Source organism: Dactylosporangium sp. NPDC051087, assembly GCF_055586325.1.
On record NZ_JBVJIJ010000002.1, the window covers coordinates 268043 to 288404 of the forward strand.

21 protein-coding genes are annotated in these 20362 nt (G+C 72.1%); 15 read left to right on the top strand and 6 right to left on the bottom strand.

Going from position 1 to position 20362, the window contains the following annotated elements:
- Positions 1-15: 15 nt before the first annotated feature.
- Genes ACZ6TV_RS04695 through ACZ6TV_RS04705 form a run of 3 tightly spaced genes read right to left on the bottom strand, consistent with a single transcriptional unit; the run spans position 16 to position 1550 of the window.
- Positions 16-960, bottom strand: a complete 945-nt coding sequence (locus ACZ6TV_RS04695) for a tyrosine recombinase XerC (RefSeq protein WP_465295374.1) — start codon at positions 958-960, stop codon at positions 16-18.
- Positions 957-1292 carry a hypothetical protein gene (locus tag ACZ6TV_RS04700; RefSeq protein ID WP_465295376.1) on the bottom strand — a complete coding sequence of 112 codons (336 nt, stop codon included), beginning with the start codon at positions 1290-1292 and terminating at the stop codon, positions 957-959. The genes ACZ6TV_RS04695 and ACZ6TV_RS04700 overlap by 4 nt, the downstream gene beginning before the upstream one ends.
- A 3-nt stretch (positions 1293-1295) precedes the next feature.
- Positions 1296-1550 carry an ACT domain-containing protein gene (locus tag ACZ6TV_RS04705; protein ID WP_465295378.1) on the bottom strand — a complete coding sequence of 85 codons (255 nt, stop codon included), beginning with the start codon at positions 1548-1550 and terminating at the stop codon, positions 1296-1298.
- A gap of 95 nt (positions 1551-1645) precedes the next feature.
- Between ACZ6TV_RS04705 and ACZ6TV_RS04710 the strand changes: the two genes are divergently transcribed.
- From ACZ6TV_RS04710 to dprA, 4 genes are all read left to right on the top strand, one after another.
- Entirely contained in the window at positions 1646-2560 is a 915-nt protein-coding gene (locus ACZ6TV_RS04710) for a bifunctional helix-turn-helix transcriptional regulator/GNAT family N-acetyltransferase (RefSeq protein WP_465295380.1), read from the top strand.
- Positions 2561-2714: 154 nt separating this feature from the next.
- Positions 2715-3074 carry a YraN family protein gene (locus ACZ6TV_RS04715; protein WP_465295382.1) on the top strand — a complete coding sequence of 120 codons (360 nt, stop codon included), beginning with the start codon at positions 2715-2717 and terminating at the stop codon, positions 3072-3074.
- Positions 3074-4585, top strand: a complete 1512-nt coding sequence (locus ACZ6TV_RS04720; RefSeq protein WP_465295384.1) for a YifB family Mg chelatase-like AAA ATPase — start codon at positions 3074-3076, stop codon at positions 4583-4585. The genes ACZ6TV_RS04715 and ACZ6TV_RS04720 overlap by 1 nt, the downstream gene beginning before the upstream one ends.
- The gene (dprA, locus tag ACZ6TV_RS04725) at positions 4582-5811 is read left to right on the top strand and encodes a DNA-processing protein DprA (RefSeq protein ID WP_465295386.1); all 1230 of its coding nucleotides are present in this window, start codon (positions 4582-4584) and stop codon (positions 5809-5811) included. The genes ACZ6TV_RS04720 and dprA overlap by 4 nt, the downstream gene beginning before the upstream one ends.
- Before the next feature lie 182 nt (positions 5812-5993).
- On the opposite strand, the gene ACZ6TV_RS04730 is transcribed toward dprA, so the two are convergent.
- The gene (locus tag ACZ6TV_RS04730; protein WP_465295388.1) at positions 5994-7172 is read right to left on the bottom strand and encodes a pyridoxal phosphate-dependent aminotransferase; all 1179 of its coding nucleotides are present in this window, start codon (positions 7170-7172) and stop codon (positions 5994-5996) included.
- Between the two features lie 158 nt (positions 7173-7330).
- Between ACZ6TV_RS04730 and ACZ6TV_RS04735 the strand changes: the two genes are divergently transcribed.
- The 8 genes from ACZ6TV_RS04735 to ACZ6TV_RS04770 all read left to right on the top strand — a co-directional run bounded on the left by ACZ6TV_RS04735 (position 7331) and on the right by ACZ6TV_RS04770 (position 15018).
- Entirely contained in the window at positions 7331-8245 is a 915-nt protein-coding gene (locus ACZ6TV_RS04735; protein ID WP_465295390.1) for a hypothetical protein, read from the top strand.
- 446 nt (positions 8246-8691) lie between these two features.
- Positions 8692-9516 carry a 30S ribosomal protein S2 gene (gene rpsB / locus ACZ6TV_RS04740; RefSeq protein ID WP_344507918.1) on the top strand — a complete coding sequence of 275 codons (825 nt, stop codon included), beginning with the start codon at positions 8692-8694 and terminating at the stop codon, positions 9514-9516.
- A 38-nt stretch (positions 9517-9554) separates the two neighbouring features.
- Positions 9555-10382 carry a translation elongation factor Ts gene (gene tsf / locus ACZ6TV_RS04745; RefSeq protein ID WP_465295393.1) on the top strand — a complete coding sequence of 276 codons (828 nt, stop codon included), beginning with the start codon at positions 9555-9557 and terminating at the stop codon, positions 10380-10382.
- Positions 10383-10468: 86 nt separating this feature from the next.
- On the top strand, positions 10469-11260 hold the full coding sequence (pyrH, locus tag ACZ6TV_RS04750; RefSeq protein ID WP_465295395.1) for a UMP kinase: 792 nt from the start codon (positions 10469-10471) through the stop codon (positions 11258-11260).
- A complete protein-coding gene (frr, locus tag ACZ6TV_RS04755) occupies positions 11257-11814 on the top strand; it encodes a ribosome recycling factor (RefSeq protein ID WP_465295397.1) in 558 nt (185 codons plus the stop codon). The genes pyrH and frr overlap by 4 nt, the downstream gene beginning before the upstream one ends.
- 62 nt (positions 11815-11876) lie before the next feature.
- Entirely contained in the window at positions 11877-12746 is an 870-nt protein-coding gene (locus tag ACZ6TV_RS04760; protein WP_465295399.1) for a phosphatidate cytidylyltransferase, read from the top strand.
- Between the two features lie 59 nt (positions 12747-12805).
- Positions 12806-13996: a dual-specificity RNA methyltransferase RlmN gene (rlmN, locus tag ACZ6TV_RS04765; protein ID WP_465295401.1), complete on the top strand. Its 1191-nt coding sequence runs from the start codon at positions 12806-12808 to the stop codon at positions 13994-13996.
- A complete protein-coding gene (locus ACZ6TV_RS04770) occupies positions 13993-15018 on the top strand; it encodes a DivIVA domain-containing protein (RefSeq protein WP_465295403.1) in 1026 nt (341 codons plus the stop codon). The genes rlmN and ACZ6TV_RS04770 overlap by 4 nt, the downstream gene beginning before the upstream one ends.
- 78 nt (positions 15019-15096) lie before the next feature.
- Here the strand turns inward: ACZ6TV_RS04770 and ACZ6TV_RS04775 are convergent, their stop codons facing one another.
- Entirely contained in the window at positions 15097-15315 is a 219-nt protein-coding gene (locus tag ACZ6TV_RS04775; RefSeq protein ID WP_380112928.1) for a DUF2631 domain-containing protein, read from the bottom strand.
- 132 nt (positions 15316-15447) lie between these two features.
- On the opposite strand from ACZ6TV_RS04775, the gene ACZ6TV_RS04780 reads away from it, so the two are divergent.
- Together ACZ6TV_RS04780 and ACZ6TV_RS04785 are read left to right on the top strand one after the other, a co-directional pair.
- Positions 15448-16995 (top strand): Rieske 2Fe-2S domain-containing protein, encoded by a 1548-nt coding sequence (locus tag ACZ6TV_RS04780; RefSeq protein WP_465296108.1) that lies wholly within the window; start codon positions 15448-15450, stop codon positions 16993-16995.
- Between the two features lie 16 nt (positions 16996-17011).
- On the top strand, positions 17012-17719 hold the full coding sequence (locus tag ACZ6TV_RS04785; protein WP_465295406.1) for a DUF2786 domain-containing protein: 708 nt from the start codon (positions 17012-17014) through the stop codon (positions 17717-17719).
- A gap of 52 nt (positions 17720-17771) precedes the next feature.
- Here ACZ6TV_RS04785 and ACZ6TV_RS04790 read toward each other — a convergent pair whose 3' ends face one another.
- Positions 17772-18803 (bottom strand): YihY/virulence factor BrkB family protein, encoded by a 1032-nt coding sequence (locus tag ACZ6TV_RS04790; RefSeq protein ID WP_465295408.1) that lies wholly within the window; start codon positions 18801-18803, stop codon positions 17772-17774.
- A 238-nt stretch (positions 18804-19041) separates the two neighbouring features.
- On the opposite strand from ACZ6TV_RS04790, the gene aspS reads away from it, so the two are divergent.
- Positions 19042-20259 carry an aspartate--tRNA(Asn) ligase gene (gene aspS, locus ACZ6TV_RS04795; RefSeq protein ID WP_465295410.1) on the top strand — a complete coding sequence of 406 codons (1218 nt, stop codon included), beginning with the start codon at positions 19042-19044 and terminating at the stop codon, positions 20257-20259.
- Positions 20260-20362 lie beyond the last annotated feature (103 nt).

The following is a 20362-nucleotide window of genomic DNA, read 5'->3' on the forward strand; positions in this document are numbered from 1 at the left end:
GCCGTCTTGCCCGGGTCAGGCGCGAGGGTGGGCCTGTTCGTACGCGGACCGCAGCCGCTCGATCGAGACGTGTGTGTAGATCTGGGTGCTGGACAGCGAGGCGTGCCCCAGCAGCTCCTGGACCGAGCGCAGGTCGGCGCCGCCTTCGAGGAGGTGGGTCGCGGCGGAGTGGCGCAGGTCGTGCGGCGAGGTGTGCGGCAGGCCGGTCGCCCTGGCGTGGCCGTCGACGAGGCGCCTGGCGGCGCCGGGCTGCAGCCGTCCGCCCCGCGCGCCGAGGATCAGCGCCGCGCCGCTCGCGGGACCGGCGAGGGCCGGCCGGCCGTGCCGCAGCCAGTCGGTGAGCGCCTGCTCGGCGGGCAGCCCGTAGGGCACGGCGCGTTCCTTGTCGCCCTTGCCGATGACCCGCACGACGCGGCGCATCCGGTCCACGTCGGCGACGTCGAGGCCGCACAGCTCGCTGACGCGGATGCCGGTGGCGTACAGCAGCTCCAGCACCAGCCGGTCACGCAGCCCGACGGCGTCGTCGCGGCCCGCGGGCGCCGTCACGAGCGTCTCCGCCTGGTCGGCGCGCAGGACCGTCGGCAGGTCCCGGTGCGCCTTCGGGCTGGCGAGGCGCTGCCCCGGATCGGTGGCGAGCAGTCCCTCGCGGTGCGCCCAGGAGGTGAACGTCCTCGCCGCCGCCGCGTGCCTGGCCAGGCTGGTGCGGGCGTCCCCGGCCGACCGGCGGCGGGCGAGCCAGCCGCGCAGCACGGCGAGCGTCAGGTCACCCGGGGCGGTCACGCCGGCGCGCGCGGCGTGGCCGAGCAGCGAGACGACGTCGCCGACATACGCCCGGACGGTGTGCTCGGAGCGGTTGCGCTCCGCGGCGAGGTGACGGGCGAAGGCGTCGACCGCCTCGCGCATCGCGTCCGGCAGCCCCTCGTGGGTGCCCGCGGTGCCGCCCGCCTTCGGCGGCGTCATTTGCGGCGCAGCTGGTCTTCGAGGAATCGCTCGATCAGGCCGCGGACCACCGCCGCCATCGTGAAGCCGTGCTCGGCGCACCAGGCGCGCAGCTCTGCGTGCCGCTCCGTGGGCAGCCGGAACGTCACCAGCTGGCTCTCCTCGCCGGCCGGCAGCGCCCCGCCGAGCGCGCTGGTCAGCGCTCCGGCGCGCAGGTCAACCGCGGCCGCGAGCAGGTTGCCGCCGGCCGGGGCGGGCGTGCCGCGGTCGAGGAGCCAGGCGGTGATCTCCTGGCGGGTGGTCGGCGGGAGCGTCTCGAGCAGCTCCACGAGCTTGTCGGCAGGAGCGGTCATGTCCTACACGATAGCGCCCGCTATCTCCCGCATCTCGACAACCTGCACGCCCTGGATCTCTTCGAGCAGTCCGGGCAGGGACCGGTCGATCACCGGGCCGGGCACGCTGACGGTGAACTCGTCGGTCGCGACCGACCCGTCGCGGCTGAGCACCCGCATCTGCTGGATGTCCACGCCGAGGCGGCCCAGCAGTGTGGTCACCTGACCGAGGGAGCCGGGACGGTCGGGCAGCTGCACGACGACGTGACGGAGCGACATGGGCCAGCCTGCCGGGGCGGCGTTTCCGCACAGTTACGACGCCACGTCGCTGCGCTTTCACCACTTCGTTGACGTCGTCCATAGAATCGTTGACGATGTCAACTATGACTATCGCGGCGGTACGCGAGTTCAACCGCTACTACACGAACCTCATCGGGGTGCTGCGGGCCGGGCTGCACGACACGGCCTACTCGCTGGCCGAGGTGCGGGTGCTCTACGAGCTCGCCGTCGGCAGCGCGCACGACACGGCCGAGCTGCGCCGGCTGCTCGACATCGACGCCGGGTACCTGAGCAGGATCCTGGGGCGGCTGGAGGCCGACGGGCTCGTCGCCCGGTCCCGCTCCGACGCCGACGCCCGGCGCCGGCGGATCGAGCTGACGACGGCCGGCCGGGAGGCGTTCGCGGCACTGGACGCCCGCTCCGACGAGCAGATCGCGGGCCTGCTCGCCGCCGTCGGCGAGGTCGACCGGCGGCGCCTGGTCGGTGCGATGGACACGATCCGGTCGGTGTTCGAGGGCGTCCTGCCGCCCCGCGCCGTCGTGCTGCGGTCGCTGCTGCCCGGCGACCTCGGCTGGGTCGTGCAGCGCCACGGCGCGCTCTACGCCGCGGAGTACGGGCTGGACGCCACCTTCGAGGCGATGGTCGCCCGGATCGCCGCCGACTACGCGGCCTCGCACGACCCGCGGACCGAGACGGGGTGGATCGCCGAGGTCGACGGCACCCCCGTCGGCTCGATCTTCTGCGTACGGGCCGCGGACGGCGTGGCGAAGCTCAGGCTGCTGTTCGTCGAGCCGGCGGCGCGGGGGATGGGCGTCGGCAACGCGCTGGTGGAGGAGTGCGTGCGGTTCGCCCGCCGGGCCGGGTACCGGGAGATGGTGCTGTACACCCAGGGCGTGCTGGTCGCCGCCCGGCGCATCTACCAGCGGGCCGGGTTCGTGCTCGAGAGCGCCACCCCGGCGTCGGTGTACGGCGTCGACGTCGTCGAGGAGCAGTGGCGGCTGTCCCTCTGACCGTTTCCGGGCCGCGTTTTTCGGTTCCGGGTCGCGTTTCGGTTCCGGGCCGCGTTTTTCGGTTCCGGGTCGCGTTTTCCACATGCGGGCCGTTGTCCACAGATTCGCCGCTCGCGCCGGGCCTCGTTCCGCGAACAGCGGCAGGCTTCCCGGCATGACGAACATCAACCAGATCGTGGGCCGCTATGGCGAGCGCCTGGCCGGCCGGCACCTCATCGCGCGCGGCCTGGTCCTGCTCGACCGCAACTGGCGCTGCCCGTCCGGCGAGCTCGACATGGTCGCCCGCGACGGGTCGGCCGTCGTGTTCGTGGAGGTGAAGACCCGCCGCGGCGGGAGATACGGGACCCCGGCGGAGGCGGTCGGCGCCGACAAGGCCCGGCGGCTGCGCCGGCTCGCCGCCCGGTGGCTGGCCGAGCACGACACCGGCGAGCGGCGGGAGATCCGCTTCGACGTGGTGAGCGTCCTGCTCGGCGGCGGCACCGTGGGCGTGGAGCACCTGCGCGGGGCGTTCTGATGGGCTACGCGAAGATCCGCTCGGTCGCCCTGCAGGGCGTCGTCGGACAGGTGATCGTCGTGGAGGCCGACGTCGCCCCCGGCCTGCCGAGCCTCGTCGTGTCGGGGCTGCCCGACGCCGCGCTCACCGAGGCCCGCGACCGCATCCGGGCCGCCGTGCACAACTCCGGGGCGAGCTGGCCGCAGCAGCGCATCACCGTCAACCTGCTGCCCGCCCACGTGCGCAAGCACGGTTCCGGGTTCGACACGGCCATGGCCCTCGCGGTCCTCGCCGCCGGCGCCAACCTGCCGACCGGCCGCCTCGTCGACGCCGTCGTCCTCGGCGAGCTCGGCCTGGACGGCACCCTCCGGCCGGTCCGCGGCGTGCTGCCCGCCGTGCTCGCGGCCAGCCGGGCAGGCGCCGGTCTCGTCGTCGTCCCGCCCGGCAACGTCGAGGAGGCCCGGCTGGTCCCCGACGTGCTCGTCCGTGCCGCCGACTGCCTCGGCCGCATCATCGGCTTCGTCCACGGCACCGAGTCGCTGCTCGACCCGCCGCAGCCACCACCGGCGCAGCGACCGCCGGCCGACCTCGCCGACGTCCTCGGCCAGGAGCGCGGCCGCCGGGCCGTGGAGCTGGCCGCCGCGGGCAGGCACCACCTGGCCATGTTCGGCCCGCCCGGCGCCGGCAAGACGCTGCTCGCGACCCGGCTGCCCGGCATCCTGCCCGAGCTCACCCAGGAGGAGTCCCTGGAGGTGACGGCGCTGCACTCGGTCGCCGGCGAGCTGCCGGCGGACGGCGGCCTGATCCGCCGGGCGCCGCTGCAGGCGCCGCACCACACCGCCTCGATCGCGGCGCTCGTCGGCGGCGGCTCGGGCATCGCCAAGCCCGGCGCGATCAGCCTCGCCCATCACGGGGTGCTGTTCCTCGACGAGTGCGCCGAGTTCCAGGCCAGCGCCCTCAACGCGCTGCGCGAGCCCCTGGAGCACGGCGAGGTGCGGCTGCGCCGGGTCCACGGCGAGACGGTCTATCCCGCCAGGACCCAGCTCGTCCTCGCCGCCAACCCGTGCCCCTGCGCGAAGCCGGGCGGCGACGCCATGTGCCAGTGCCCGCCGGGGGTGCGTGTCCGGTATCGGTCCCGGCTGTCCGGGCCGTTGCTGGACCGGGTCGACCTGCAGGTCGACGTCGTCGCCGTCCGGGCGGCGGCACTCTTCGGCACCGAGCCGGCGGAGTCGTCGGCGACCGTCGCCGTGCGGGTCGCGCGGGCGCGCCAGGCCGCGGCGGCCAGGTGGGCGCCGCACGCCCGGTCCAACGGGGAGGTCCCGTCAGCGGTCCTGCGCTCCCGGCGCTTCCGGCTGCCGCGCACGGTGCTGCAGCCGCTCGCCACCGCCATGGACCGCGGCCAGCTGTCCGCCCGGGGCCTGGACCGCACGACCCGGGTCGCCTGGACCGTCGCGGACCTCGACGGCCGCGAGCCCCCCGACATCGGCGACGTCTGCGAAGCACTCGAGATGCGATCAAGGAGAGGGCGATGAGCGGCATCGACCAGGCGACGGACGGCCCCGACCGGGCGGCGCGGCTGGCGCTGGCCCATCTGGTCGAGCCCGGCAGCCGGGAGCTCGGCCTGCTGGTGCGGGACGTCGGTGCGCCGGAGGCGCTGGTCCTGGCGCTGCACGGGGTCGGCGTCACCGAGGCGCTCGCGGGCGCCGTCCGGACCCGGCTGAACGCCGCCGGGATCGGGCCGGGCACCGGCTCCGCCGACGCGTGGGGCGAGCGGGTCGCGCGGACCCTGGCGGACACGATGACGGAGCGGGCCGGTCAGCTGGGCGCGCGGATCGTCACGGCCGCCGACGACGAGTGGCCCCGGGCCGTCGACGACCTCACCCGCGTCAGCCGCGACGGCGCCGACGCCCTGCGCCGCGACACCGACCCGCCGCTGTGCCTGTGGGTGCGCGGCCCGGTCCGGCTGGGGGAGGCCCTGGAGCGGTCCGTGTCCGTCGTCGGCGCGCGGGCGATGACGGGCTATGGGCAGTTCGTCGCGTCGGAGCTCGCGTTCGGGCTGGCGGAGCGCGGCTGGGCGGTGGTGTCCGGCGGCGCGCTCGGCGTCGACGTCACCGCGCACCGGGGCGCGCTCGGCGCCGGCGGGGTGACCTGCGCGGTGCTCGCCTGCGGCATCGACCAGGTGTATCCGGTGTCCAACTCGGCCGTGTTCGAGCGGATCGCCGACGAGGGCATCCTGCTGACCGAGTGGCCGCCGGGCACCCGCCCGCACAAGACCAGGTTCCTGACCCGCAACCGCGTCATCGCGGCCGCGACCCGCGGCACCGTCATGGTCGAGGCGGGCTCCCGCAGCGGCGCCCGCAACACGCTCGGCTACGCACGACGGCTGGAGCGCTCGGCGATGGTGGTGCCCGGCCCGATCACCTCGGCGATGTCCGTCGGCTGCCACGTCGAGCTGCGCACCCCCGGCACCGTCCTGGTCACCCGCGTCGACGAGATCGTGGAGGAGGTCGGCCGCCTCGGCGAGCTCGCCGACCCGATCCACGGCGAGGAACGCCCCGAGGACGTGCTCGACGCCGTCCAGGCCCGCGTCCTCGACGCCGTCGCCCCGCGGACGGTCCGCTCGGCCGAGGAGATCGCGGCGCTCGCGGGCGTGGCCGGCCGCGACGCCAGGCGCAGCCTGCCCGTCCTGGAGCAGCACGGCTTCATCACGCGCGCCGCCGGCGGCGGCTACCGCCTCGCCCCGAAGCCCCGCTCATGACAGCCGCCGCCCGTCTCACGGTCGCGGAGGGCACACCCGCTGTGTTCGCAGTCGCGAGGGCCACGGTCGCGGAGGTTCATGGGCGGGCCGGTGAGGGCGCTCATGAACAGGGCGGGTCGGGGTGCGTCCGCCGGAGGTGGCCCGGGTCGGATTCCTTCGTCGGGGGTGAGGGGCGGCCGGGGTCAGAGGCGGCCGAGGCGGGTGATCGCCTCCTCGATGACCTCGTCGCGCTTGCAGAAGGCGAAGCGCACGATGTGCCGGCCGGCGGACGCGTCGTCGTAGAAGACCTGGGTGGGGACGGCGACGACGCCGCAGCGTTCTGGCAGGGCGAGGCAGAAGTCGACGCCGTCGGTGCCGCCGAGGGGTCTGATGTCGGCGGTGACGAAGTAGGTGCCCTCCGAGCGCAGGACGGCGAAGCCGGCGGCGGTGAGGCCTTCGCAGAGCCGGTCACGCTTGGCCTGCAGGCCGTCGCGGAACTGTTCGTAGTAGGACGGCGGGGAGTTCAGGGCGACCGCCACCGCGGGCTGGAGCGGGCCGGCGTTGACGAAGGTGAGGAACTGCTTGACGCGCAGCGCCGCGGAGACCAGGTCGCGTGGGCCGCAGATCCAGCCGATCTTCCAGCCGGTGCAGGAGAAGGTCTTGCCGGCCGAGGAGATCTGCAGCGTCCGGGCGCGCATGCCGGGCAGCGACGCGATCGGCACGTGCGGCGCGTCGGCGTCGGTGAAGACCAGGTGCTCGTAGACCTCGTCGGTGACGGCGACCGCGTCGAACTCCTCGCAGAGCGCGGCGATCTGCGCCAGCTCGTCCGGGGTGAAGACCTTGCCGGTCGGGTTGTGGGGGGAGTTGAGCAGGACGAGCCGGGTCCGGGGGCCGAAGGCCGCGCGCAGCTCGGCCGGGTCGAAGGCGTAGCCGCCGTCGTGCGCGCGCAGGGTCACCGGGCGGCGGACCGCGCCGGCGAGGGCGATCGAGGCGGCGTAGGAGTCGTAGTACGGCTCGAAGCAGACGACCTCGTCCCCGGCCTCGCACAGGGCGAGGATGCTGGCGGCGATCGCCTCGGTCGCGCCGGCCGTGACGATGATCTCGCCGTCGGGGTCGTAGTCCAGGCCCCAGAAGGCCTTCTGGTGCGCGGAGACGGCGGCGCGCAGCTCGGGGACGCCGGGGCCCGGCGGGTACTGGTTGCGGCCCGAGTGGATCGCCGCCGCGGCCGCGTCGAGCATGGCGGCGGGGCCGTCGGTGTCGGGGAAGCCCTGGCCGAGGTTGACCGCACCGGTGCGTACGGCCAGTGCCGACATCTCCGCGAAGATGGTCGTGCCGAAGGGGCGCATCCGGGCGACGAGTTGATCACGCGTGGCGTCAGTCACCCGTCGAGTATGCGACGCCGGTCACCGCCGAGTTCCCCGAGGACCTTCTCCCAGGCCGTTCATCCGGTTCCCGCCGTGGTCCGTGCCCGGCGCCTTCCTGGAGATCTCCGGGTTCGCGGAGTGGCGGGGATCATCCGGAGGGCCTACCGTGACGGACCGTGGATGGACGCCGGAACTTCTCCCCGGACCCGGATGCGGAACCCCGCTGGTATCCGGACGACCGTGGATACGACGAGCGTGGCCGTGACGACCGCCGGGACGACCGCCTCGATGACCGCCGGGACGACAGGTCGCGCGACGAGCGCGGATACGGGGACGACCGCGGTTACACGCCGACGCGGTATGCCGACGACCGTGAGTACGACGACGGCTACCGGGTCCCCGAGCCGCGCGGCGCGTCCCGCGGCTACGGCGACCCGTTGGCGTACGGCGACAGCCCGAGCGGGCAGTTCAGCGCGCCGCTCCCGCCCGCCCCGGAGGTTCCCGACCAGGCCGCCGAGTCGGTCTCGCGGTCGCGGCGGTCCGAGGCGATCGACCGCAGCGCCCTGCAGCGGCCGGTGTCCGGTGGTGCCCCGGGCGCGCCTGCGGGCGCTCTCCCGCCGCCGGTGACGGTGCCGACGGTGCCGTCCGGGCCGCCGGGGGGTTTCGGCCAGCCGGCCCCGTCGTCGGGGGCGCCGGGCGGCTTCGGCCAGCAGAACTCGTTCGCCGCGCCGACCACGCTGACCGCCGCGGTGCCGCCGCCGGCGCAGGCCGCGGGCGCTGAGCCGGGCGGTGCGGTGTACCGGTCGAAGCGTCCGGGACTGGCCGTGGCGCTGGTGGTGCTCACGGTCATCTTCGAGGTGCCGGTGCTGCGGCTGTTCCTGACCGCGATGACCGCAGACAAGATCGAGGCGTCGGGCACCCTCGCGAGCATCTTCATGATCCTGGGACTGCCGATGTTCGCCCTGGGCCTGTACGGCCTGATCGGCGGCGCCGCGGCCTCCGCCCCGGGCGTGCGGGCCTGGTCGCGGACCCCGCTGGCGTACCTGCCGGTGGCGGTGCTGCTGTTCATCGCGGCCGCCCTGTCCACCTGAGCGACCGCTCTGTCGTTCTGAGTGGACGCCTGAGCGGACGCCTGAGCGGACGCTTGACCAGAAAGCCTGACTGAAGCCTGACCAGAAGCTCCACCTGAACCATCGGCGACCCGTCGGCCACCGGCCGGCGGGTCGTCCGCGATCCGCGTAGACCCTGCCGGCAGGCGTGCGACAGGTGGGCTTGCCGCGGCAGGTGGGGGCGGATTCGTGGGTCGGCGGCGACTGCGCGTACACTTCCGGACGGCGACCGTGCACGCACGGTCGACCTCGCGCGCCCTCCCGCAGCCCGCCGCTTTTCTCGCCGGGCGAGAGATTCAGGGCGGCGGCCGCCCTGGTCCCGATCCGCAGCCTCGTGCTGACCTCGGGTGAGACGGCCGACGACCGGGCGCCAGGACGGCGGACCGACCGGACCGCCGTGAAACCAGGATCGAAAGGATCCCGCGAACATGGCTGTGACCATGCGCCAGCTGCTGGAAAGCGGCGTGCACTTCGGGCACCAGACCCGCCGTTGGAACCCGAAGATGAAGCGCTTCATCTTCACGGAGCGCAACGGTATCTACATCATCGACCTGCGCCAGACGCTGGACTACATCGACAAGGCCTACGACTACATCCGCAACACCGTCGCCGAGGGCGGCTCGGTGCTGTTCGTGGGCACGAAGAAGCAGGCGCAGGAGGCGATCGCCGAGCAGGCGACGCGTGTCGGTCAGCCGTATGTCAACCACCGCTGGCTGGGTGGCATGCTGACCAACTTCCAGACCGTCTACAAGCGGCTGCAGCGGATGAAGGAGCTCGAGTCCCTCGACCTCACCGGCACCGCGCAGGGCTACACCAAGAAGGAGACCCTGCAGCTGTCGCGCGAGCAGACCAAGCTGAGCCGCACGCTCGGTGGTCTGCGCGACATGCAGAAGCTCCCGTCGGCGATCTGGGTCATCGACACCAAGAAGGAGCACATCGCGGTTGACGAGGCCCGCAAGCTGGGTATCCCGGTCATCGCCGTGCTCGACACCAACTGCGACCCCGACGAGGTCGACTTCCCGATCCCGGGCAACGACGACGCCATCCGCTCCGCCGCCCTGCTGACCCGCGTGGTCGCGGACGCGGTCGCGGACGGGCTCATCGCCCGGTCGGGCCGCGCCACCCGTGCCGACCAGAAGCCCGAGCCGGGCGTCGTGGCCGGCGACGAGCCGCTCGCCGAGTGGGAGCGTGAGCTGCTCGAGGGTGCCAAGCCCGACGACGCCGCTCCCGCCGCCGAACCCACCCAGGCCTGACAGCGAGCCGTCAAGGCGAACTCAAGCGAGAGAGAGTCATGTCCAACTTCACCGCCGCGGACGTCAAGCGACTCCGCGATCTGACCGGCTCCGGCATGATGGACTGCAAGAAGGCGCTCGAGGAGGCCGAGGGCGACTTCGACAAGGCCGTCGAGCTGCTGCGCATCAAGGGCGCGAAGGACGTCGGCAAGCGTGCCGGGCGCACCACCGCCAACGGCCTCGTCGCGCACGTCGGCTCGGGTCTCGTCGAGATCAACTGTGAGACCGACTTCGTCGCCAAGAACGAGGCGTTCGTCGAGCTGGGCCAGAAGCTGGCCAAGCACGTCGACGAGACCAAGCCGGCCGACGTCGAGGCGCTGCTGGGCTCCAAGCTCGGCGACAGCACGGTGGCCGAGCTGATCCAGACCGAGTCGGCCCGCATCGGCGAGAAGCTCGTCATCAACCGCATCGCGGTGCTGGGTTCGCCGGTGGCGATCTACATGCACCGCAAGAGCCCGGACCTGCCCCCGCAGGTCGGCGTGGCCGTCGAGTTCACCGGCAAGGACGACGAGGCCGCCGTGGCCGACGCCCGTGGTGTCGCGATGCAGATCGCGGCCATGCGGCCGAAGTACCTGACCCGCGACGCCGTCCCGGCGGACGTCGTGGAGTCGGAGCGGCGCATCGCCGAGCAGACCGCTCGCGAGGAGGGCAAGCCGGAAGGCGCCCTGCCGAAGATCATCGAGGGCCGGGTCAACGGCTTCTTCAAGGACTTCGTCCTCATCGAGCAGCCGTCGGTCAGCGACAACAAGAAGACCGTGAAGCAGGTGCTGGCAGAAGCCGGCATCGAGGTGACGAGGTTCGTCCACTTCGAGGTCGGCCAGGCCTGATAGCAGGGCACGGAGGGGGTCACGGAATCCACACTGGATGCCGGGACCCCCTAGTCATATCCGAAAGAGCCGGAGAGGTAGCCCATATGACGCACACCGCTGTGGAAGCGGCAAGGCAGGCACTGACGCCGGCCCCGATCGGGGTGCGGCGCGTCGTGCTGAAGCTCTCCGGTGAGGTGTTCGGCGGTGGCGCGGTCGGCGTCGACCCGAACGTGGTGCGGCACATGGCCCGCCAGATCGCGACCGTGGTCCGGCGCGGCGTCCAGGTGGCCGTCGTCGTCGGTGGCGGCAACTTCTTCCGCGGCGCGGAGCTGTCCCGGGCCGGCATGGACCGGTCCCGCGCGGACTACATGGGGATGCTCGGCACCGTCATGAACTGCCTCGCCCTGCAGGACTTCCTGGAGAAGGAAGGCATCGACACGCGGGTGCAGAGCGCGATCAGCATGGCCCAGGTCGCGGAGCCGTACATCCCGCGCCGCGCCATCCGGCACCTGGAGAAGGGCCGAGTCGTCATCTTCGGCGCCGGCGCCGGCATGCCGTACTTCTCGACCGACACCGTCGCCGTGCAGCGGGCGCTGGAGATCCACGCCCACACGGTCCTGATGAGCAAGAACGGGGTCGACGGTGTGTACACGGCCGACCCGCGCACCGACCCGACGGCACGCAAGCTCGACAGCCTGACGTTCGCCGAGGCCCTGCTCCAGGGGCTTCGGGTGGTCGACCAGACCGCATTCAGCCTCTGCCAGGAAAACGCGCTGCCGATGCTCGTGTTCGGCGCCGAGGGGGAGGACAGCGTGGCTCGCGCGCTGAGTGGTGAGAGGATCGGCACGCTCATCACCGCCGAGCACGTCCCGGATCGAGGAGGAAAGTCCACGTGATCGAAGAAGCTCTCTTCGAGGCCGAAGAGAAGATGGAGCGCGCGGTCGAGCACGCCAAGGAGGAGTTCGCGGTCATCCGGACCGGCCGAGCCACCCCGGCGATGTTCGGCAAGGTGATGGTCGACTACTACGGCACGCCCACCCCGCTGCCGCAGATGTCGTCGATCGCCGTCCCGGAGCCGCGTATGGCGATCATCAAGCCGTACGACGCCAGCGTGATCGGCGCGATGGAGAGGGCGATCCGCGACTCGGACCTGGGGGTCAACCCCAACAACGAGGGCACCCAGATCCGGATCAACCTGCCGCAGATGACCGAGGAACGCCGTCGCGAGATGATCAAGGTGGCGCGGCACAAGGCCGAGGAAGCCAAGATCGCCGTGCGCAACGTTCGCCGTAAGGCGAAAGAGGAGATCGACCGCATCGTCAAGGACGGCGAGGCGGGCGAGGACGACGGGCGCCGCGGCGAGAAGGAGCTCGACGACCTGACCGCCCGGTTCGTCGCCCAGATCGACGAGCTGCTCAAGCACAAGGAATCAGAGCTCCTCGAGGTCTGATGACGCCCCCCGGTAACCCTTCGACCAGGGCGCGGCACGCTGATGCCGCGCCCGAGGCGTCTATGCCAGAGCAAGAAGCACCCGCGCAACCCGAGCAGAAGCCCAAGCGCCGCGCCGGGCGCAACCTGCCGGCCGCCATCGGCGTCGGCGTGGCGCTCGGCGGTGCGGTCATCGGCTCGCTCTTCGTGTGGATCCCGGCGTTCCTCGTCCTGGTCGTGGCGGCCGTCATGGTCGGCATCTGGGAGATGGTCCGGGCCGTCAGCGTGAACAAGGCCCGCCCGCCGCTGGTACCGCTGCTGATCGGCGGGCCGTGCATGGTGGCGCTCGCGTGGTTCGGCGGCGCCGACATGCTGCCCGTCGGCCTGCTCGGGACGCTGCTGGCCGTGTTCGTGTGGCGGTTCTTCGACGGCGCCCGCGACTACCAGCGCGACGTCACCGCGGGCGCCCTGATCGCGGTCTACGTGCCGTTCCTGGGAGCGTTCGCCGCCCTGCTCGCGCACCCCGGGCAGACGGTGTCCGACGGCGCGGTACGGGTCCTGGTGACGATCGTCGCCGTCGTCCTGTCCGATACGGGCGGTTATGCGACGGGTGTCTTCCTCGGCAAGCACCCGATGGCGCCGTCCGTGAGCCCGGCGAAGTCGTGGGAGGGCTTCGCGGGGTCGGTCGTGTGGACCGGTGCCGGCAGCGCCGTGGCGATCCCGCTGCTGCTGTCCGGCGCCACCTGGTGGCACGGCGTCGTCTTCGGCGTCGCGGTCTCGGCCGCGTCGGTGCTCGGCGACCTGGGCGAGTCGTTGATCAAGCGCGATCTGGGCGTCAAGGACATGAGCAACCTGCTGCCCGGGCACGGCGGGCTGATGGACCGGCTCGACTCGATCCTGCTCGCCCTGCCGACCGCATACGCCGTCCTCGCGTTCCTGGTGCCCCCGTCCTAGTGCCCTTGGCCAGCGGTACTGAAGATCACGCGACTCGGCATGGGACACTTGAAGACGTCATGACACAGCTCCCCGTTTTGAACCTCGCATCCACGGCGACCGGCACGACCAGTGACGGCCGCCGTGCGACCATGCCACCTCGGCACCTGGCCGACCTCGATCTCGCCGGGCGCCGTGCCGCCGTCGCCGAGCTCGGGGAGCAGGCGTTCCGCGCGGGACAGGTCTCCGCGCACTACTTCGGCCGCCTGGTCCGCGACCCGGCCGACATGACGGATCTTCCGGCCCGCAGCAGGGACACCATCGCCGGGGCGCTCCTGCCCCGCCTGCTGCAGCCCGTACACGAGAAGGCCACCGACGACGGGGCGACCCGCAAGACCTTGTGGCGGCTTCACGACGGCTCCCTCGTCGAGAGCGTCCTCATGGGGTATCCAGACCGCGTGACGGTGTGCGTGTCGAGCCAGGCGGGCTGCGGGATGGCGTGCCCCTTCTGCGCCACCGGCCAGGCCGGCCTGACCCGCAACCTGTCCACCGCGGAGATCGTCGACCAGGTCGTCTGGTTCGCCGGGATGGCCGCGCGCGGGGTGCTGCCCGGCAGCCCCGACCGGCTGTCGCGGGTCGTGTTCATGGGCATGGGCGAGCCCCTGGCCAACTACAACCGGGTGATCGCCGCGGTCCGCCGGCTCACCGACCCCGCCCCCGAGGGGCTCGGGCTCTCCCAGCGGCACATCACGGTGTCCACCGTCGGGCTGGTCCCGGCGATGCGGCGGTTGACGTCCGAGGGGCTGTCGGTGACGCTTGCGCTGTCGCTGCACGCACCCGATGATGATCTGCGCGACACGCTCGTGCCGGTCAACCAACGCTGGAAGGTCGCCGAAGTGCTTGATGCCGCGTGGGAGTATGCGGCTCGCACTGGTCGGCGGGTGTCCATTGAATACGCAATGATCCGGGATGTGAACGACCACCCGTGGCGGGCGGATCTGCTCGGTCGGCTCTTGTCCGGCCGTCTCGCGCATGTCAATCTCATCCCGCTCAATCCGACACCCGGCAGTAAGTGGGACGCTAGTCCCAAGCCGGTGGAGCGAGAGTTCGTCCGACGCCTCCGGGCCGCCGGTGTCGCGACCACGGTGCGTGACACCCGTGGCCGCGAGATCGACGGGGCCTGCGGGCAGCTTGCCGCCTCAAACGGTGGCAAGGTGGGAGAGCGTGAAACAGGCTTGCTAGCACGGCGAGCGAACGAGGAGACACAGTGAGTCAGGGTCAGCGGTTCCGGCGCCGTGCGCTGCGGCGGGGATACAAGGTCGACGAGGTCGACTCGTTCCTCGACCGGGTCGAGGCCACCCTCTCCGGTGACCCTATGGGTGCGCCGGTGAGCGCACAGGAGGTCCACGACGTGGTCTTCCGGGTGCGCTTCGGCGGCTATGACGAGTGGCAGGTCGACCTGCACCTCGACCGGGTCGAGCGGCAGCTGGCCGAGCTGGAGGAGCGCGGCGGCGGCGGCTTCGGCCGGGCCCTCGACTCCCGCAGCGGCGAGCTGCGCATGGCGCCCGAGCGGATGCAGCCCGAGCGCATGCCCCCGCCGCCGATGGAGCGCATGCAGCCGGAGCGCATGGGCCCCCCGCCGATCGAGCGGATGCCCGAGCGCATGCAGCAGCCCGACCGGATGGGCCCGCCGCCCATGGAGCGGATGCAGCCCGAGCGCATGGCGCCCCCGCCGATGGCTCCGCCGCCGCTGCCGCCGCGGCCCACCCCCGCGCCGGCCGGCCCGCCGCCGCGCGACCAGAACTACGGCCGCTACGACGAGCCCACCTACGGTGGCGCGTTCGACGACGACCGGGGCTACGAGGCGCCGCGCCAGCCGCGCGCCGACATGACCGCCGAGATCCGCATGGACCGCGATCGTCCCGAGCCGACGACCTACGGTGGCGGCCCCGACCGCGACCCGTACGGTGGCGGTGCCGACCGTGACCCCTACGGCGACCCGTATGGTGGCCCGCCCCAGGCGGCGCCCGTGCAGCACCAGTCGACCGAGGTGGCCCGCATCGACCAGCTGCGCCGCACGTTCCAGCTGCGCCGCTTCGGCAGTGGCTACGACCGCGCGCAGGTCGACCGGCTGTTCGAGGGCGTCATGGCGTCGCTGTCCGGCCGTGGTGGCCCGCTCACCGACGGCGACCTCGACCCGTCGCACTTCAACCTGGTGCCCGGCGGCTACTTCGAGGCCGAGGTCGACGCCGCGCTCAAAGAGGTCCGCGACCTGGTGATGCGCCGCCGCTGACGGCGAGACGTGAAAAGGCGCACCGGCTCTCCGGTGCGCCTTTTTCGTATGTCCCCGTCCGGGCCGGGTCCCCGGCCTCTACCGGAGGCCGTTGCGGCGCAGCACCCAGTCCCCGACCAGCGCCAGCACCAGCACACCGGCGCAGACGATCAACCAGATGTCCTCGACCCGGCCCTGGTGGTTGCCCACCAGCATGCCCAGGATGAGCAGGACGGTGACGGCAGCACCGAAACGGGCCGCCCGCGGGTGTCCCGGCTTGAGCTGGTCGGGTGAGGTCACGGGCTCGTGCTCGGCCACGGCGCGTCCTTTCGCTGCAGGTGTGCTTCGCTGCAAAGTCTGGCATGCGGCACCCCGACCGACGGTTGCGGGTCGGTCGGGTAGCGTCGGGACCGCAGTTCCGTTCGCGGTTTGAGGAGGAAAACGGTGCGGATCACCGGGACCGGGCACGCCAGCCTGCGCATCGACACCGAGGCCGGCAGCATCCTGTGCGACCCGTGGGTCAACCCGGCGTATTTCGCGTCGTGGTTCCCGTTTCCCGACAACTCCCTGCTCGACTGGGAGGCCCTCGGCGACTGTGACTACCTCTACGTCTCCCACCTGCACCGGGACCACTTCGACGCGGACCACCTGCGGCGCTTCGTGTCGAAGAAGGCGACCGTGCTGCTGCCGGAGTTCCCCACGTCGGAGATGCGCGACGAGCTCGAGGCGCTGGGCTTCACCCGGTTCCTCGAGACGAAGAGCGACCACGTCCACGAGCTCGACGGCGGCCTGAAGATCATGATCCAGGCGCTCACCTCGCCGACCGACGGGCCGATCGGTGACTCCTCGCTGTGGGTCGAATACGACGGCGTGCGCATCCTCAACCAGAACGACGCCCGCCCGACGGACCTCACCACCTACGCCGAGCTCGGGCACGTCCACGCGCACCTGCTGCAGTTCTCCGGCGCCATCTGGTATCCGATGGTCTACGACCTCCCGCAGGCGGCCAAGACGGCGTTCGGCAAGCAGAAGCGCGACCGGCAGTTCGACCGCACCTTCCGGTACATCGACGACCTCAAGGCATCGCACGTGGTGCCGATCGCGGGCCCGCCGTGCTTCCTCGACGACGACCTGTGGCAGTTCAACGACATCTTCGGCGACGAGGGCAACATCTTCCCCGACCAGTGGGTGTTCCAGCAGGAGTACGCCAAGCACGGCGGCACCAACTCCACGGTCCTGCTGCCCGGGTCGGTGATGACCGTCACCACCACCTCGGTCACGACCGAGCACCCCGTCCCGGTCGAGGAGTTCTTCGCGCACAAGCGGGAGCACCTCGAGGAGATGCGGGAGCGGAAGCGGCCGATCATCGAGGCGGCGAAGGCCTCCTGGCGGCATCCCGAGGTGGATGTGCTGAAGGAGATGAAGCGCCGCATCGAGCCGCTGCTGGACGAGTCCGTGTATCTCGCGAAGGGCGTCGGCGGCCCGGTCCGCTTCGACCTCGTGGGGTATGACGGCGTCTCCGTCGAGTCGATCGTGGTGGACTTCCCGGGCAAGCAGGTCCGCGAGTACGCCGACGAGAAGGTGCGCTACCGGTTCCGCACCGAGCGCGCCCTCATCGAGCACCTCCTCTTCATCGAGGAGGTCGACTGGGTCAACTCGCTGTTCCTGTCCTGCCGCTTCACCGCCACCCGCATCGGCCAGTACAACGAGTTCGTCTACTCGTTCTTCAAATGCCTGTCGGAGGAGCGGCTGCAGTACGCGGAGGGCTGGTTCGCCGAGCAGAAGCCCGACGCCGAGGACATCAAGCTGGGCGACTGGATCGTGCAGCGGCGCTGCCCGCACCTCAAGGCCGACCTGACCCGCTTCGGCATCGTCGACGGCAAGACCCTCACCTGCCAGCTGCACGGCTGGAAGTTCGACCTGCCCAGCGGCCGCTGCCTGACGAGCGTGGGGCACGAGCTGCGCTCCCGGCCGGCCGGTTCGCAGGACGTGTCGTAGGTCGGCGGTAGCCTCGGTGCTGGAGAAGGTTCGGAAGCTGCTGGCCAAGGCCGAGGATCCCGCGTGCACCCGCGAGGAGGCCGAGGCGCTCACCGCCAAGGCGGCGGAGCTGATCGGCAAATACGGCATCGACCAGGCCCTGCTCGACGCCGCCGACGGTCAGCGCCCGCAGACCGTCGGCAACCGGCTGGTCGAGCTGCACCCGCCGTATCTGCGTGAGAAGGCCCACCTCCTGCACGTCGTCGCCTCGTCGCTGCGGTGCCGCTCGGTCCGCCTGCAGCACCGCACCCGCGACGGCCTGCGCATCTCCATGCACCTGTTCGGCTTCGAGTCCGACGTCGCCGGCGTCGAGCTGCTCTTCGCCTCGCTGCTCGTCCAGGCGGCCCGCGGTGTTCTCGTCGAGCCCGTGCCGCCGGGCGAGCAGGTCGCGGCCTGGCGCCGGTCCTGGCTGATCGGCTTCGGCACGGCGGTCGCCCACCGGTTCGCCGAGGCCGACGAGCGCAACCGCGCCGCCACCCCCGACCAGCCGGGGATGGCGCTCGTCCTGGCGGACCGGGGGCGGGCGGTGGATGTGGCGGTGGACCAGCAGTATCCGGACCTGCGCACGGCCCGGCCCCGGCGGCTGAGCGGGGGCGGCTTCGAGGCGGGCAACGCCGCCGGCCGGCGCGCCGACCTGGGCAACCCACGCGTCCCGACCGGCGCGAGGCAGTCTCTGCCCGGCTGACCCCTGCCGTCCCCGCCGACCCGCGCGCCGGTCTGAGCGGTCCGCTTGTCGTTCAGCGGGCGGGGTGGTTGAGCTGGTCGTGGGCGAAGGCCTGCGGGTCGGTGTCCGGGTCGAGGTCGAGCTGCTCGTCGACGGGGACCCACTGGTCCTCCACGACGGGTTCGGGGACGCCGACGCGCAGGGCCTCCAGCTGGGCGCCGAAGGCGATCCCGAGGAACAGGGCGATCCCCGTCAGGTTCGCCCACAGCAGCAGGGCCATGATGCCGGTGAGCGCGCCGTAGGTGGCGCCGAAGGCGTCGCTGCTGCTGACGTAGAAGGCGAGGAGGGCGCTGATCAGCCACCAGAGGGCGGTCGACAGCGCGGCGCCGAAGAGGAGCCAGGAGAAGGCCGGCTGCCGGCGGCGCGGGGCGAACCGGAAGATCGCGGCGACGGCCGTGACGACGAGGACGACGCTGACCGGCCAGCGGACGAGCTGCCAGACGGTGTCGACGGGGCCGCCCCAGGAGTAGTGGGAGCGCACGGAGCGGCCGAGGTCGCCGCCGGCGACGAGCATGAGGAAGCCGGCCAGGGCGGGGATGCCGGCGCCGACGGCGAGCAGCACGGCCCGGCCGTACTTGACGTGCGCGGGCCGGTCCCGTTCGACGCCGTAGATGCGGTTGGCGCCGCGTTCGATCTGGGCCATCGCGGTGGTGAGGGCGAGCATCCCGGTGAGCAGACCGGCGCCGAGCGCGAACTCGCCGATGTCCTCGGTGCGTTCGGAGTCGACGAGCAGGTCCTGGACGAGCCCGTCGCTGGCGCCGGGGGTGAGGGCCAGGACGGTGTCGGCGACGACCTGCCCGCCCTCGGCCACGCCGAGCTTGCTGATCAGACCCGTGAGCGCGATGAGGAACGGCACGATCGCCAGGCACAGCTGCAGCGCCAGGGCGCGCGAGTGGCTGAAGCCGTCGCCGTACCGGAAGCGCAGGAACGCATCGCGCAGCAGGCACCATCCGCCGTGCCGCCGCAGCGAGTGCCAGGCGTCGTCGGCGGAGAGGTCGTCGCGGGCCATGAGGCGCGTCTCGGGGACCTGCCGGGTACTGCTCACAGCCGTTGATTTCCCGGCACGCCGGAACCGAAAACCCCGTCGCGGTGGTGGCCGGGGGTTGCCTACCATCGAAGCGCACGGTGATGAGGTGGTCGCCCCGGCGCCTGACGAGCGCACGACGGGGTGGCCGCCGAGCCGTTTGCGTCGAGGTCACGGCGTGCCGTGACGAAGGTGTGGTGGCACCGCGACCGGCCCCATCGCCCACACCTCCGGGGAGCGGAGTCTCTCGGGAGGTGTCATGCAACGCGTGCTGTCCAGCCAGGTGCCGCGGTACGTCGGCGAGACGGTGACCGTCGCCGGCTGGGTCCATCGACGGCGGGTCCTCGCCAACGTGACGTTCGTGATCATTCGGGACCGTGCAGGGTTGCTGCAGGTCGTGACCACCGAGCGGGAGGCGCCGGCGGAGGAGCAGGTCGTGTCGGTGACCGGCCGGGTCGTGCGGCACGGCGAGGTGGTGGAGCTCGCCGAGCCGGTGTTCACGGTGCTCGCGGAGGCGGAGCCGCCGCCCGTGGAGCTGTTCCGGCCCACGGTGAAGGCGTCGCTGCCGGCGCTGCTGGACCACGCCGCCGTCACGCTGCGGCACCCGGCGAGACGCAGCGTGTTCGCGGCGTCGGCGGCGGCCGTCAGGGCGTTCCGGACGGCGCTCGACGCGCAGGGGTTCACCGAGGTGTTCACGCCGAAGATCGTCGGCTCCGCGACGGAGAGCGGCGCCAACGTGTTCGAGCTCGACTACTTCGGCGAGAAGGCGTATCTGGCGCAGTCGCCGCAGTTCTACAAGCAGACGATGGTCGGCGTGTTCGAGCGGGTGTACGAGGTCGGCCCCGTCTTCCGGGCGGAGCCGCACGACACGTCGCGTCACCTGGCGACGTACACCTCCCTCGACGCCGAACTCGGGTTCATCGAGGACCACCGGGACGTCATGGCGGTCCTGACGGAGGTGATCCGGGCGATGGCCGCCGCCGTGCGGGACCACGGCTGGGCGGTGGACCTGCCCGCGGAGATCCCGGTGCTGCACTTCCGCGACGCCCTGCGGATGGTGGGGGCGCCCGAGGACGAACCCGACCTCGCCCCGGAGCACGAGCGGGCGCTGGGGGAGTGGGCCGCGCGGACGCACGGGTCCGACTTCGTGTTCGTCGAGGGGTACCCGATGCGCAAGCGTCCCTTCTACACGCACCCGCAGCCGGACGACTCGCGCTGGTCGAACTCCTTCGACCTGTTGTTCCGCGGTGTCGAGCTGGTGACCGGCGGTCAGCGCCTGCACAGGTACGCGGACTACCTGGCGGCGGTGCCCGACCCGGAGCCGCTGGCGACCTACCTGGAGGCGTTCCGGCACGGCATGCCGCCGCACGGTGGGTTCGCGATCGGACTGGAGCGTTTCATGGCCCGCGTGACCGGTGCCGCGAACGTCCGCGAAGCGGTGCTCTTCCCCCGTGACCTGCACCGCCTGGCGCCGTAATTCGATTGCACGGGTGCAAATGATGATCTATAATTGGTACATGCGTACTAACGGGGATGGCGTCTGGGATTCACCACGATGACGGTCGGTCGGGGGGGGGGGG